Genomic DNA, 14,882 nt, shown 5'->3' with positions numbered 1-14,882 from the left:
ATCAAAAGGGCAGCTTTTAATGCCGCCCTTTTGATTCTCTGCCAAACCATTTCAGAGGGTTATTCTGCCTTTCGCTGTTGCTCCAGCTTCTGGCGCACGCTGGCCAGTTTCACGCACAGTACAAACACCGACATGGCGGTGTCGAGTTCTTCCAGGGGCGGAAAACTCGGTGCTATGCGGATATTGCTGTCCTCAGGATCTTTGCCATAGGGGAAGGTGGCACCTGCTGGGGTGAGCTTTACACCGGCCTCTGCTGCCAACTTGACTATGGCTTTGGCACAGCCTTTGCGGGTATTGAAGGAGACAAAATACCCTCCTTGAGGTTTTTCCCATTGGCCCAGATCCATTTCAGCCAGATCGTTGTGCAGGTGTTCCAGAACACAGTCAAATTTGGGCTTAAGGATATTGGCATGCTTGCGCATGTGTTCCTTCAGGGTGGTGAATTCGGTAAAGAAGCGTGAGTGGCGCAACTGATTCACTTTATCTGGGCCAATAGTCATGGTCTGCATCTGTTGCTGCAAGGATTGCAGGTTGGCACTACTGGCACTGACAAATGCGACACCGGCGCCAGCATGGGAGACTTTAGAGGTGGAGGCAAATTGAAGCACTGAGTCTACAGTGTCATTTTCCAGAGTGGCAGCACGAATGCTGGCGAGACTGACATAGTGTCCAAGGTCGTGTACAGCATAGGCGTTATCCCAGAATATTCGAAAGCCTGGATTGGCGATTTGGCCGAGCTGAGCCAGGCGCTCTACGGTTTCATCACTGTAAGTGATACCACTGGGATTGGAGTACTTGGGCACGCACCAGATACCGATAATTTCATTGTCCTCACGAATATACTTTTCTACAAGGTCCATATTAGGTCCTTGATCATTCATGGGGATGCTGACCATACCGATCCCCAGTTGTGCACAAATACTGAAGTGCCGATCGTATCCGGGCACAGGGCAGAGGAATTTGGGGGCTTTCAATTCTCGCCAGGGGGTATTGCCGGCAAAGCCGAACAGGTAGCCGGTTAGCACTGCGTGATACATCAGGGTTAGGGAGCTGTTGCCTGCGGCGATAACCTCTTCTGTGGGTACTTGAAGCATATCCGCACCAAGTTCACGAGCACTAGTGAGCCCGATTAAACCGCCGTAATTGCGGGTGTCAGTGCCTCCTGCGGCGCGGTAATCGTTACACAGGATACCGTCGAGCTTGTCGGATAAATTCAACTGTTCAGTGGAGGGTTTGCCACGGGTGATATCCAGATTTAGCTCGTGTTGACGGATGCGCTCATAGTGGGAGCTCAGCTCTTTTTCCCACTCGGCTAACTGGTCAAAACTGGCGGATTCGATTTGCACGTGAAGTCCCCTGGCTGGTCATTAGAGTTGGCGAGCTTAGCAGTATGAGCTGGGCTTAGTCAGCCCCATGTTACGATTTTTGAAGGTTACTTTTTAGGGTGCATTGGCTTATAAGTGCGCTTTATCTTTTTTCTTCGGTATTTTTATTGGTTGGCGAGGGAGTGAAAGTCCTGCGCGTATTCTCTTAGTGTTTTACTGAGATGTCGGCGTTGTTCAAGGCTGGTACTCGTTAATATTTTTTTGGCCAGTTCTTGCGCCTGCTGTTGGCGCTGTTCCTGATTCTGGCGATATTCTTGCGACCAAAGTTGTTCTGGGTTGAGCAGCAGGCTGCGGATTTTTTCCAGGTATCCCTCCGGTTTGTTACGCAATAATTCGAAGGTTTTGGATTGCCAGAGTCTTCGTTGCTCGATGCGCTGTAGAGGGTTGTACTCCATTTTGGATACCCAGGCGGTAATCATTTTTTTTTGCTCTTCGGTAAGGGCGCCGAGCCAGCGAATGCTTTCTCTCCGGATAATTTTGTCGCGCTTATGTTGTACTTTTTCCGGAGAGCGTTGCCATTTTTCCAATCTCTTTTGCTCTTTTCTCCACATATTGCCTTGTAGTTCATTAATCTGTTGTTCACTCAACTGCGCTGCCAAAGGCAACATCAGGTTGTAAGCATTTTCACTGGCGGCGGCTAAAAACTGATGGACCTGCTTATCGATAGGTTGCAAGTTGGGATTTTCCAGTGCTCCTTCATCGACCCTTTTTGCTAGGTTGTTCAAAAAGTTGGCGTAGCGAGGGAGTTGGGTCTGTCGGTGCCAGCGAAAAAAGCTGTTGAGGGCGCCCTGCAGTTCACCTTTTTGGGTGCGGTCCAGTTCTACATATTTTTGGGCTTTCCAGCGAATCCAGTAATCCACATTGTTGTAGGCAAATTGGATGCTGGAACAACTGTTAATAAATAGCAACAGGATTAGGAGCGTTATAACTCGCCAGAAATGGTGTATTGGCGTGCCACCCGCTTTTGTCATTGATTTTTCCTGTAGGCATTGCCCGATTGATGTCGGGGAATTATTAGAAAGCATAGATGATTAGGGTATAAGCGTCTTGTGGCGTGAAATCTCCTGTTTCTCTCGTGTAGGCCTGCTTTGGGAAGCTTTATACGCTTATCGGGAATGAGTTGAAAATGGCTTGATAAAAGAAGTGACAATGACTTCCCTAGCTATTAAAACAGCCGCTCTTTATGTGCTACCTGCACATAAACTGATAGTTGGATTCCTCCAAAAAGTTTGCCGGGAGTCCGGTTTTGGGGGGAGGGGTAGCCTGAGTGAATGATGGAATGACTACGACGATCATGGAGTCCGAAGCCCGAGAGGCTCCGGCAAGAATTGCTGAACAGCTACAAGCGAATGCGAAAGTGATGAAGCGCCTGGGGGAGCGTTTGCAAGCTCATGCTCCACGCTTTGTCATGATTGTTGGGCGGGGTTCTTCTGACCATGCTGGTGTTTTTGCCAAGTATCTGATCGAAATAGAAACAGGGACGCCCACTTTTGCTGCGGCGCCTTCAGTTTCCAGTGTGTATGGACGCCGATTGAAATTGGAAGGGGCATTGGTGCTGGTGATCTCTCAGTCGGGGCGCAGTCCGGATATTCTGGCTCAGGCGAAGATGGCCAGGGAGTGCGGCGCCTATACGGTAGCCTTGGTGAATGATGAGCAGGCGCCAATCAAGGATATTGTCGATTTACTGATCCCCTTGAAGGCGGGGCCGGAAAAAGCGGTGGCAGCTACCAAAAGTTACCTGACCACGCTTTCGGCAATTTTGCAGCTGGTGGCTTGCTGGAGTGGTGACAAGAGGCTCCGCTTGGCCTTGGAAAAACTACCTGAAACTTTAGAAGCTGCTGTTCGCGCAGAGATACAATTGAGACCTGAGGATCTGGCTTCGGTGCAGAATCTGGTGGTGCTCGGACGCGGTCCCGGTTATGCCATAACCCGCGAGCTGGCGCTGAAATTAAAAGAAGTGTGCAATATCCATGCGGAGTCTTTTTCCAGTGCAGAATTTTTGCATGGGCCGGTAACTCTCGTTGAGGACAAGCTGACCGTTGTAAATGTCCCTATTGAGGATGAGTCATTCAAGGCGCATAGTGAGCAAATTGATGACATAGTGCAAAGAGGGGCAAGCCTGATCAATCTGCATGTGCCGAGTAAAGGAGTACATCCCCGCATCGCCCCCCTTGCTTTGCTGCAGCGCTTTTATATCGATGTTGCCCATGTTGCAGTAAACCGCGGTATTAATCCTGATGAGCCGGCAGGCCTAAAAAAGGTCACTCAGACCGTGTAGTAATCTGCCAGAAATTTCGGTGTAAATAATATTCAGTGTTAAGGAGAGGTTGTGGCTTTCGCCCTGGTCGCAGAGAAGCTTTTTGATGGTGAACGGATCTTGGAGGACGTGTCACTGATTATCGACGATGATGGTCGCATTGCCTCCGTTGGAAAATCCCCGCAGTCCTCAGCGACTTATTTACAGGGCCTATTGGCGCCGGGGTTGGTGGATGTGCAGGTGAATGGTGGTGGTGGTGTACTGTTTAACCAAGAGCCCAATGTTGCAGGGCTACGTACAATGGGCGAGGCTCATGCCCGGTTCGGCACTACAGCTTTTCTCCCCACGCTGATTACCGACCGTCTCGATATTATGCAGGAAGCTGCGAATGCGGTTAGTGCTGCGCTGCATCAGCAAGTACCCGGTGTGATCGGTATCCACTTTGAAGGACCACATCTTAGCGTGCCGAAAAAGGGGACTCATGAGCAGTCATTTATTCGTCCTCTTAGCGATGAGGAGTGGGAAATTTATGCGCGAGAGGATCTGGGTATCAAGGTTGTTACCCTGGCGCCGGAAACAGTGCCCATGGAGGATATCAGTCGATTGTCTTCTATGGGGGTGCGGGTGTGTTTGGGGCATTCTAATGCCGATGGGAAAACCGTGCGTTCGGCATTGCAGGCTGGCGCAGTGGGTTTTACACATTTGTACAATGCCATGTCGCCGTTGCACTCTCGCGAGCCGGGTATGGTGGGATCAGCCCTAGTTAGCGACGAAGCCTGGTGCGGAATTATTGCTGATGGTCATCATGTCAGTGCCGAGGCTATTACTCTGGCGCTCAAGGTTAAGCCGCGTGGAAAGCTGCTTCTTGTGACTGATGCCATGTCCCTGGTGGGGAGTGATGCGCTGAGCTTTCCGTTATTTGATCGGGTGGTAACTAGAGAGGGGGATAAGCTCACTTCAAATACCGGAGAGTTGGCCGGTTCGCATCTGGATATGATGGGGGCAGTGCGTAATATCAGCGACTGGTGTGGCCTGGATATCTGTGAATCCTTGCGAATGGCAAGCCTCTATCCTTGCCAGTTTCTGGGTTCGCAGGGCGGAAGTATTGTTCCTGGAGCCAAAGCGAATTTTATTTTGCTCGACCGTAGTTTTAATGTACAAAAAACCTGGATTGGTGGGCGTCAGGTTTATGGTGAGTAGTGTGCCTGCCTCTCAATCAAGTTTGAGGGTTGTAGGCTTTCTCAGCTACCGGACCGCTGGATTCTCGCACGATTAGACTCGGAGTAAAGCTACGGTAATTGCTATCTGACTTTACGCCGTTTAGTTGTTCTTTTTCCTGTCCTCCACGGCATTGAATACGCTCCAATAATAGTTCTGCAGCGCGACGGGCAATATCTTCGTTCGGTTGGTGAGCGGTGGTGAGCTTCGGCCAGGTCTGGCGTGAAAAGGGGCTGTCTTCGAAGCCAGCGATAGAAAGTTGTTGTGGCACCTCAATGTTTAACATGCGCGCGGCAAAAAGTGCTCCTGCAGCCATTTCATCGTTACCGGCAAAGATGGCCGTGGGAGGGGTGACTGAGTGTAATAAGGCGGTCGCCCCGACTACGCCGGAGTCAAAGGAGTATTCGCCCTCTATGACATGTTCCTCAGTAAAAGGTAAGCCAGCTTTTTGCAGGGCCTTTTTGTAACCCGCTAGGCGGCTGAGGGTGGATAAGTGTTCGGCGCCACCGCCAAGGTAGGCAATTTGTCTGTGCCCCAGCTGCAATAAATGTTGGGTAATTGTGAAAGCGGCGGTTTCGTCATCAATTGCAATGCAGTTTTCCTCTCCCTGGCCGCAACCTTCAGAGGAAATTATTCGTACAAACTCCACATCCAGTGACTTCAAAGTATCGATAACTTCCCGGGTCTCGGAGAAAGGGGGAGTGAGTACCAGTCCGGCAACTCGGCTTTGCTCTATTAGTTTGCGCAACTCTTCATGGATGGTTTCTCTTCGGCCACTGCCAGGGTGGATAAGCAGTTCGTAGCCCCGTTCGCGGCAGGCTTCGAGGATGCCTTTTTGCATGTCGATCACATAGTAGGCATTGGGGTTGTCGTATATAAAGGCAATGGAATAGGAATGGGTACCTGCCAGATTGCGTGCGGCCAGGTTGGGACGGTAGTTTAGGGCTTGTACCGCCTGCATGACCCGCTCACGGGTGCTGGGGCGCACAGAGGGTTCATTGTTTATGACCCGGGAAACTGTCTTTATTGATACGCCTGCGTGTGCGGCAACGTCATTAATAGTGACTTTCATCGGCACCGATTCCTCTCGCAAAACCTGCCCTGGGTAGGCCTCAGCCTCAAGCTCATCTCATCTTCTTTGTTCGGACCATCCGAAGTAAAAAGGATCACTCGGTACTGACAGTTTGGCAGCAGCTAGTAATCCCGGTTAATGGCGGTAGTGGGCATGAGCAAAATATACTGATCTGACATCTTTTTGTAATTTTCTTACATTATTACCTTTTGGTACCAAAAATATATTTCCCGTATATCTTGCTATTGTGGCGTTTAATTCTCTTTATTGGAGGATTTCGCATCGTTTCACTTGGCCTTCCCAGGCTAATGGCTTGGTTCTTATGTCGGCTATAGGTTGGCTCTTGATCTTTTTTGTAGTTTTACTACATAATGCGCTTCATCAAGCTTGCAGGGCCTTATTTTGCTAGTGCCATTTGAGGTTTGTGAGCTTTCTACTCCATCTGGAGGGGGGAGGTTTTGATCTCACTGGCCCATTAGTATCCGATGGAGTTAGTGGGCTCCGGTAAAAATTAGGCTTGGTAAGAAAGTGCATTTCTTGAGGTTTGGTAGGGGTATTGATCAAGCCTATTAGTTTTTCCTGAAAAAAAAGTGCACTTTTTTTGCTGGGTGGGCGATGGAATTCTCCAGCTTGTTCATCGCCTGCCGGGTGATAGGGCTTCGTCCGCACTACAACCCAGTCAGGCGGCGGGATTTTACTTGCCGAAAGGCCTTTTCAGGGATGAAAACTCAATGGTGGCTGTGCCGCCACCGCAATAAGGCATCGATGTCAGCTCAAGCGTGCATCGAGCAGAATTAATACGGAAGAGTCATGGTTCACAGCAAGGTTCAGGCAGTTACCGAGCGAATTATCCAGCGCAGTGAGGAAACCCGCGCTCAGTATTTGGCTCAGGTGGAGAAGGCGCACATTGAAGGGCGTGCCACTACGCACCTGTCCTGTGGCAATCTGGCCCATGCTATTGCAGCTTCTCCAGAAAAGGACAAGCAGCTTATTGTTTCCGGGCGTGGTCCCAATCTGGGGATTGTTACCGCTTATAACGATATGCTCTCAGCGCACCAGCCCTATGGGCTTTATCCGCCACGCTTGAAAGAGGCGGCGGCGCGTCACGGTGCCACTGCGCAAGTAGCCGGTGGGGTACCGGCGATGTGCGATGGGGTGACGCAGGGGCGGCCAGGTATGGAGCTGAGTCTCTTTTCCCGCGATGTCATTGCCATGTCCACAGCCATCGCCCTTTCCCACGATGTCTTTGAAGGCGCTATGTTCCTCGGTATCTGCGACAAGATAGTGCCGGGACTGGTAATCGGTGCCCTCGCTTTTGGACATCTACCCTCAATTTTTATACCGGCGGGCCCAATGCCCACTGGGCTTTCTAATGCGGAAAAAGTACGAGTTCGCCAGCTCTATGCTGAGGGCAAGGTTGGTCGTGCCGAATTGTTGGAGGCGGAGAGCGCTTCTTACCACAGTGCTGGCACCTGTACTTTTTACGGCACCGCTAACAGCAACCAGATGTTGGTGGAAATTATGGGCCTGCAGTTGCCAGGCAGTTCATTTGTCAATCCTGGCACTGGCCTGCGCGATGCACTTAATGAAGCGGCGGTGGCACAGTTAGCAAAAATTACTGAGCCCAGCCAGCACACACCCATCGCGAAAATCCTCACAGAAAAAACATTTGTTAACGGTATTGTGGGACTGCTCGCCACAGGTGGTTCCACCAACCATACGCTGCATTTAATAGCGATGGCGCGAGCTGCCGGTATCCAGATCACGTGGCAGGATATGGCCGACCTCTCTGAAGTGGTGCCTCTGTTGTGCCATGTCTATCCAAACGGTACGGCCGATATTAATCACTTTGCGGCAGCTGGCGGTATGCAATTCCTGATGAGTGAGTTGCTTGAGGCTGGTCTGTTACATGGTGATGTATGCACGGTGCTGGGGGATAGTGGTCTTGAGTCCTATTGCCAAGACCCCTTCCTCAACGAGTCTGGTGATGGTGTAGTTTGGCGGCCAACGGCGAAAGAGAGCGGCGACACTACAGTGATTCGCCCTGTTAGCGATCCTTTCTCCCATCACGGTGGCTTGCAGCTACTGGAGGGCAACCTCGGCCGTAGTGTGATCAAAGTTTCCGCGATTAAACCAGAGCATCTCAAGGTGAAAGCGCCGGCGATTGTGCTGCATGACCAGGATGAATTACTGGAGCGTTTCAAAGCTGGCGAGCTGGAACGGGATTTTGTTGCGATAGTGCGTTTTCAGGGACCACAAGCAAACGGTATGCCTGAACTGCATAAGCTGACTCCAACCCTGGGTGTACTGCAAGATCGAGGCTTCAAAGTGGCCCTGGTCACCGATGGGCGCATGTCCGGTGCTTCCGGCAAGGTGCCGGCGGCTATTCATATGTCTCCTGAGGCCGTCGAAGGCGGCCCCATTGCCAAGGTGCGCGATGGTGACATAGTGGAGCTAGATGCCGAAGCTGGCGTGTTGCGGGTCTTGGTGGATGAAACGGAATTACATGCGCGCGAACTCGCTCAGTGCGATTTATCTAAAAGCGCCCGCGGTATGGGCCGGGAACTCTTTGCCAATATGCGCGCTATCGCCAGTGGTGCCGAGAGTGGTGCCAGTATCCTTTATTAATATGTGTCGCTCAAAAGAAACGGCGCAGTAGAAAACGATTTCAGAGCAAAATTTATGTCTAACCCATTTGATATGGTGTTATTTGGTGGTGGTGGTGATCTTGCCCTGCGCAAGTTGATTCCAGCACTGTATCGCGCTTACCGAGAGGGCAGCTTAGCAGAGGGCTGCCGAATTCTTCCTGTTTGTCGCCTCCAGCAAGACGCCGATCAATATCTAAATGTGGCACTTCAGGCCCTACAGCAGCATTTGCGCGATGGTGAATATTGCAATTCCATCTGGACTGGTTTTAGCCAGTTATTACGCCCTGTGGCCCTGGATATTTCTGTACCGGATCAACAGTGGACGCACTTATCGGACATCCTCGAATCAGATCCCGAGCGAGTGCGAATTTTTTATTTGGCTATTCCCCCTGGTGTTTTTGGCCCCTGCTGCGAAAACCTTTCATCCAAAGGCTTGATTAGTAAAAATTCCCGGGTGGTGGTAGAAAAACCTCTCGGTTATAACGCGCAGACTTCTGACGAAATCAATAGCAAAATTGCGAGTTACTTTCCGGAAAATAGTATTTTCCGCATCGATCATTACCTGGGTAAGGAAACCGTTCAAAACTTGCTGGCCTTGCGTTTTAGTAATGTATTGTTCGAGCACCTTTGGGATGCAAAAACTATTGACCATATACAGATTAGTATTTCTGAAACTGTCGGCCTTGAAGGCCGCGCGGGTTTTTATGATGAAACCGGTGCGCTGCGGGATATGGTGCAAAATCATCTTTTACAACTTTTGTGCCTGATCGCTATGGATTCTCCGAATTCCATGACCGCGAAAAATGTTCGAGCGGAAAAAATCAAGGTATTGGAGGCGTTGCGCCCACTAAAGGGCGGCCTGGTAGATAAAAACGTTGTGCGTGGCCAGTATGTTGCTGGAGAAATTAATGGTCAAAAGGTGCCGGGGTATCTGGATGATCTGGAAGGTGGCTCTAGTGCCACGGAAACCTTTGTCGCTTTGCGTGCATATATCGATAGCTGGCGTTGGGCGGGAGTACCTTTTTACCTGCGCACAGGCAAGCGTATGGAAAAACGCTGTGCGGAAATTGTGGTGCAGTACAAAAAAGTTTCCCACCTAGTCTATGACGAGAGTGCCGGCAATGTAGTCCCCAACCGTTTGGTTATCCGCTTACAGCCGGAAGAGAGCATCCGGCTGATTTTGATGGCCAAGAAAATGGATAGCCTGACCACTGAGCTACAGCCGGCGGAATTGAATTTAACGCTTTCAGACACTTATGACAGCTTCCGCAGTGATGCCTATAAGCGGTTGATGCTCGATGCCGCTGCCAATAACTCGGCCCTGTTTATTCACCGCGATGAAGTGGCGGTAGCCTGGGCCTGGGTGGACCCTATTATTGAACACTGGCGTGAAACCAAAAATCAGCCCAAGCCCTATCCTGCGGGGAGCTGGGGACCAGAAGAAGCTAACGAACTGCTAGCGCGTGATGGTCGCCAATGGTTTAACGCCTACTAATGATTTTGTGGATTACCTATTTTTAAGGTAATCCATGACGATGGATGGAAGTATTCATGGCAGAAGAGAAATTCTTTATCGATCGTGAACGCCTGGTACAGGCACTGGCCTACGACTGTGCCTGCGAACTGCAGCAAGGCATTAAAGAGTCTGGTCAAGCCACTTTTCTTGTCTCGGGAGGCAGTACCCCGGAACCGGTTTATCGCGAACTTTCCAAGCGTCCACTGCCCTGGGCGCAGATTACGGCGGCGTTGGTGGATGAACGCTGGGTAGAAAAATCCCACAGTGGCAGCAACCAGGCATTTATTGAAAACAGCCTGCTGCAAAGTAATGCCGCCGAGGCCACTTTGCTGGGCATGAAAAACACGCATACTAGTGCTGTAGAGGGTGAAGCTGATTGTGAGCGCGCCTATGACGAGCTGCCGCGCCCCTTTAATGTGTGCATTCTGGGAATGGGTAACGACGGCCACACCGCTTCTTTATTTCCCCATGCGCAAGGGCTTGCCGAAGCACTAAATCCAGATTCGGACAAATTGTGTAGCGCCATTACCGCGCAACAGAGTGCCGTAACCGGTACCAATACCGAACGTATGACGCTGACCCTAAATGCCATTTTACAGGCAAAAAATATCAAACTACTGATTACCGGTGAGGAAAAACTTAAGGTTTATCGTGAAGCCCTGCTCGGTAGTGATGAAATGGAAATGCCGGTGCGCAGTATCCTCAAGCAGGGACTGAAGCCGGTCACTGTGTATTGGGCGCCTTAACGAACGATTTGGAATTGATTGATGCAGAAAAATATCGCCGACATTTTGCAGTCTGCTGGTGTTGTCCCAGTGTTGGTTATCGAGCGGGCTGAAGATGCGTTGCCCCTGGCTGAGGCCTTGCTCGAAGGTGGCTTGAATGTTCTTGAGGTGACCCTGCGTACAGAAGCGGCCTTGGCTGCAGTAGAGCAAATAGCCAAACACCTACCCGAGGCTCATGTGGGTACCGGCACAGTGCTAAATGGCGATGACCTGCGCCGCTCTGTCGATGCAGGAGCGCGCTTTATGGTAAGCCCTGGTGCAACAGAAAAACTATTGGCATCTGCGGATAAAAGTGATGTGCCTCTATTACCCGGTGCCGCAAGCGCCTCCGAAGTGATGGGTCTGTATGAGCGGGGTTACCGTTATCAGAAATTTTTCCCTGCTGAGGCCGCCGGCGGTGTGGCCATGCTGAAGTCCCTTGCCGGTCCATTAGCGGAAGTAAAATTTTGCCCAACCGGTGGTGTGAGCCCCAACAACGCGGCGGATTACCTGGCACTTAACAACGTGGTTTGTGTGGGAGGTTCCTGGATGGCCTCCAGTGCCTTGGTACAGGAGAAAAGTTGGGCCGAGATTACCCGTCTTTCGCAACAGGCTGCAGCACTGAAATTCTAATCTGTTAATTGCCTGTGCCGCTCCCGAATTGTTCGGGTAGTACTTTAGTGACTGATGCAAGTGCGCTACACCATCAGGCAAATCGTCATAAAAGTTCGCTAGAGTGCATTCATAAATGGATGCAATAGGGGATAACCAGAAGCTAATAAAAAGGTAAAGCCAGATGAAAATTAAAGTCGCCATCAATGGTTACGGCCGTATCGGTCGTAACGTCACCCGTGCCATCTACGAGTCTGGTTACAGCGATCGTATCCAGCTGGTTGCGATTAATGACTTGGCTCCGGTTGCCTCCAATGCGCACTTGACGCGTTTCGATACTATTCACGGCCGCTTTGCCACCGAAGTAAAAGTGGATGGCAATGCGTTGATTATCGGCTCTGATAGAGTTCAGGTCTATCAGGAGCGCGATCCGGCTAAACTGCCTTGGGGAAAGCTGGGGGTGGATCTGGTATTGGAATGTACCGGCCGCTTTACTGACAAGGCTTCTGCTTCTGCCCATATCGAAGCCGGTGCTGCAGCGGTGCTGATTTCCGCTCCTTCAAAAGATTCAGATCTCACCGTGGTTTACGGTGTGAATAATAGTAACCTGACCGCGGAGCATCGCGTAGTTTCCAATGCTTCCTGCACCACCAATTGCCTAGCACCGGTGGCACAGGCGCTGCACCGTACGCTGGGAATTGAGCGGGGCTTTATGACCACGGTGCATGCCTATACCAACGACCAAAATACTCAGGATGCGGTACATGCGGATATTTATCGGGCACGTGCCGCGGCCGACAATATGATTCCCACCAAGACTGGGGCGGCGGCGGCCGTGGGTCTGGTATTACCGGAATTAAAGGGGCGTTTGGATGGAATGGCGGTTCGGGTGCCGGTAAGTAACGTCTCTCTGGTGGACTGTCAGTTTATTGCGGGCCGCGATACTACGGTTGAAGAGGTAAACCGCATTATGCAGAGCGCCGCAGAAGCCAGTGGTGGTGTTTTGAGCTATTGCGACCAGCCTTTGGTTTCTGTGGATTTTAATCACACCACCGCTTCCAGCCACTTCGATGCCAATCACACGCGGGTGAATGGAAATCTGGTGAAGGTGATGGCCTGGTATGACAATGAATGGGGCTTCTCCCACCGTATGTTGGATACCAGCTTGGCCATGGCAGCAGCTTTACAGTTGGATCTGCCGGTGGCGGAATCTGCCTGAGTATATTCTTATGATAGGTTGCCCCTAAATTAGAAAACCCTTGTGGGAAAGCCTGTGAATTCGTCTTGTACTCTAGTGGGCCGGCTAAATTTACTTCTGCAGTGCTAGCCGGTCGTAGAGATTTTCTTTCAAACAAATATCTAACGGGACCATATGATTCGCCATACAAAAATCGTCGCCACTCTGGGACCCGGTACCGATAAGCCGCGTGTGATCGATGAAATGATTCGTGCCGGCGTGAATGTTGTGCGTTTAAATTTCTCCCATGGTAGTGCCGATGACCATCGCCGTCGGGTGCGGGAAGTGCGAGATGCTGCTGAGGCCCAGGGGAAAACTGTCGCAGTACTGGGCGACTTACAGGGCCCCAAAATTCGAATTGCCCGTTTTACAGCCGGCAGCGTGGCGCTTGAGAACAATGATGAGTTCACACTGGATCTCGACTGCCCTCCGGAAGGGGGCGATGAGCATCGTGTGGGGGTCGACTACCCCAGCCTGATCAGCGATTGCCATTCCGGTAATATTCTCCTGCTCGACGATGGCAAGATTCGCCTGGAGGTGACGGGTACAACTGCCAGCAAACTGTATTGCCGTGTGCTACAGGGTGGTAAACTCTCCAATAACAAGGGCATTAACCTGCTTGGCGGTGGCTTGTCCGCGCCAGCTTTAACTGAAAAAGATTACCGCGATATTGAACTGGCTGCCGAGTTGGAAGTGGATTTCCTCGCAGTGAGTTTCCCCCGCTGTGCCGAGGACCTGGAGACCGCGCGCAAGGCCATGCAGGCTGCTGGTAGCCAGGCCGCCATTGTGGCCAAGATTGAGCGCGCCGAAGCCGTTGCCGACGATACACAGATGAATGCCCTGATACTTGCTTCTGATGCGATTATGGTGGCACGTGGCGACCTAGGAGTAGAGATTGGCGATCCCGCTCTGGTGGGTGTGCAAAAGAAACTGATCAACCGTGCCAATGCGCTTAATCGCGGCGTAATCACCGCGACGCAAATGATGGAGTCCATGATTACCAGCCCAACGCCTACCCGCGCGGAAGTGATGGACGTGGCTAATGCTGTGCTGGATGGTACCGATGCGGTGATGCTTTCTGCAGAGACCGCTGCAGGAGATTACCCGGTCTCTGCAGTGGAATCCATGAGTGAGGTGATTGTGGGGGCAGAGCAGTATCTCGGCAGTGTGCCTTACTCGCCAGAGGAACATGGTGCTTCGGATCGTATTGATACCGTGATCGCCCAGGCCGCTATTGATGTGGCTGCCCGAGTGGAGAATCTCTGCGCAGTGGCTGCGTTGACAGAGTCTGGCCGAACCCCGCGTATGATGTCCCGCGCCAATACCCGCCTGCCGATTTACGCTATGACAAGGCACCCCAATGTTGCACGTCAGCTGGTACTCTTGCGCGGAGTAGAGCCCATCAGTTACGATCCAGCCACGGTGCCTCTGGGGCACCTTACCGAGTCAATTATCGAAGTGCTGGGCGCGCGCATAGACCTGCAAAAAGGCCAGCGGGTATTGATCACCCAAGGTGAGCGCCTCAATGTCGGTGGTCATACCAACTCGATGCGTATTAAAGAAATCGAATAAATCTTTATGGTGTAAGTCATTACTAACGATTTGGGAGTTGAAATTAGTAATGGCTTTCACCTGAAAAGAAAGATTGTCGATAAACTTTTCATTTATCCATTCTCAGCTGCTCACTTTTTCACCCAGCTCTAAATTCTTTCCAATCTTTTCTCCTCTCCTGGTTTGTGATGTTGTTCACGTTGCGCCTGATCCTGGAGTGGTTCTATAGATCCAACTAGTAGCTACTAGTTAAAGCAGTGAAGAGGGTTGGCAGCACAAATAACTTTTTTAATGAGTTATTGCCGGTTAAATTCGAATTTGATTTTTCTTTTAGATCTTTGCAGTAAATTATCTGTTGCTAGGATGAGTGCCTTTATATTTATTACGCTTAATTCAAAATATTTTCAGTAATTTATTTGTCTGCAGCGCTGCACTCGTTGTCGTACTCGTGTAATGCCGTTTATCTATCCCCCTCGACCTATTTGCGGTAATCTGCCCAGATAGGTCGCAATTTCAGGTATCCCTTACCGGTAGCTTTGGCCTCATCCCATCCAGGTGCCGGTAAATTGGAGCTATTGGCAAGTAGTTTTCCATAAGCTTTCGGGATCATGAGGTTTACTAT

The 14,882-nt window shown here is 50.9% G+C and carries 11 protein-coding genes; 8 read left to right on the top strand and 3 right to left on the bottom strand.

Going from position 1 to position 14,882, the window contains the following annotated elements:
• Positions 1-59 precede the first annotated feature (59 nt).
• Both ACJJJA_RS18435 and ACJJJA_RS18430 read right to left on the bottom strand, forming a co-directional pair.
• Positions 60-1,346 (bottom strand): aspartate aminotransferase type Ic, encoded by a 1,287-nt coding sequence (locus ACJJJA_RS18435; RefSeq protein ID WP_444902998.1) that lies wholly within the window; start codon positions 1,344-1,346, stop codon positions 60-62.
• 143 nt (positions 1,347-1,489) lie between these two features.
• Positions 1,490-2,356: a DUF6279 family lipoprotein gene (locus ACJJJA_RS18430; protein ID WP_444889586.1), complete on the bottom strand. Its 867-nt coding sequence runs from the start codon at positions 2,354-2,356 to the stop codon at positions 1,490-1,492.
• Between the two features lie 296 nt (positions 2,357-2,652).
• Here ACJJJA_RS18430 and nagB-II point away from each other — a divergent pair, with 296 nt between their 5' ends.
• Together nagB-II and nagA are read left to right on the top strand one after the other, a co-directional pair.
• Positions 2,653-3,663 carry a glucosamine-6-phosphate deaminase NagB-II gene (nagB-II, locus tag ACJJJA_RS18425; protein ID WP_444902997.1) on the top strand — a complete coding sequence of 337 codons (1,011 nt, stop codon included), beginning with the start codon at positions 2,653-2,655 and terminating at the stop codon, positions 3,661-3,663.
• Positions 3,664-3,714: 51 nt separating this feature from the next.
• Positions 3,715-4,842 carry an N-acetylglucosamine-6-phosphate deacetylase gene (gene nagA, locus ACJJJA_RS18420; RefSeq protein ID WP_444902996.1) on the top strand — a complete coding sequence of 376 codons (1,128 nt, stop codon included), beginning with the start codon at positions 3,715-3,717 and terminating at the stop codon, positions 4,840-4,842.
• A gap of 16 nt (positions 4,843-4,858) precedes the next feature.
• Here the strand turns inward: nagA and ACJJJA_RS18415 are convergent, their stop codons facing one another.
• Complete coding sequence (locus ACJJJA_RS18415) at positions 4,859-5,932, bottom strand: LacI family DNA-binding transcriptional regulator (RefSeq protein WP_444902995.1); 1,074 nt, start codon at positions 5,930-5,932, stop codon at positions 4,859-4,861.
• Positions 5,933-6,742: 810 nt separating this feature from the next.
• On the opposite strand from ACJJJA_RS18415, the gene edd reads away from it, so the two are divergent.
• The 6 genes from edd to pyk all read left to right on the top strand — a co-directional run bounded on the left by edd (position 6,743) and on the right by pyk (position 14,281).
• On the top strand, positions 6,743-8,560 hold the full coding sequence (gene edd / locus ACJJJA_RS18410) for a phosphogluconate dehydratase (protein ID WP_444902994.1): 1,818 nt from the start codon (positions 6,743-6,745) through the stop codon (positions 8,558-8,560).
• Between the two features lie 54 nt (positions 8,561-8,614).
• Positions 8,615-10,075 carry a glucose-6-phosphate dehydrogenase gene (gene zwf / locus ACJJJA_RS18405; RefSeq protein WP_444902993.1) on the top strand — a complete coding sequence of 487 codons (1,461 nt, stop codon included), beginning with the start codon at positions 8,615-8,617 and terminating at the stop codon, positions 10,073-10,075.
• A gap of 56 nt (positions 10,076-10,131) precedes the next feature.
• Positions 10,132-10,842, top strand: coding sequence for a 6-phosphogluconolactonase (gene pgl / locus ACJJJA_RS18400; protein ID WP_444902992.1), 711 nt, complete (start codon positions 10,132-10,134; stop codon positions 10,840-10,842).
• Between the two features lie 21 nt (positions 10,843-10,863).
• Positions 10,864-11,493 (top strand): bifunctional 4-hydroxy-2-oxoglutarate aldolase/2-dehydro-3-deoxy-phosphogluconate aldolase, encoded by a 630-nt coding sequence (locus ACJJJA_RS18395; RefSeq protein ID WP_444902991.1) that lies wholly within the window; start codon positions 10,864-10,866, stop codon positions 11,491-11,493.
• 163 nt (positions 11,494-11,656) lie between these two features.
• On the top strand, positions 11,657-12,691 hold the full coding sequence (gene gap, locus ACJJJA_RS18390) for a type I glyceraldehyde-3-phosphate dehydrogenase (protein WP_444902990.1): 1,035 nt from the start codon (positions 11,657-11,659) through the stop codon (positions 12,689-12,691).
• 153 nt (positions 12,692-12,844) lie between these two features.
• The gene (pyk, locus tag ACJJJA_RS18385) at positions 12,845-14,281 is read left to right on the top strand and encodes a pyruvate kinase (RefSeq protein ID WP_444902989.1); all 1,437 of its coding nucleotides are present in this window, start codon (positions 12,845-12,847) and stop codon (positions 14,279-14,281) included.
• Positions 14,282-14,882 lie beyond the last annotated feature (601 nt).

It is taken from the genome of Microbulbifer mixtoriginis (SeqCode) (assembly GCF_052466865.1).
The sequence above is the reverse complement of the archived record's forward strand: the minus strand, read 5'-3'. Positions and strand labels throughout refer to the sequence as shown.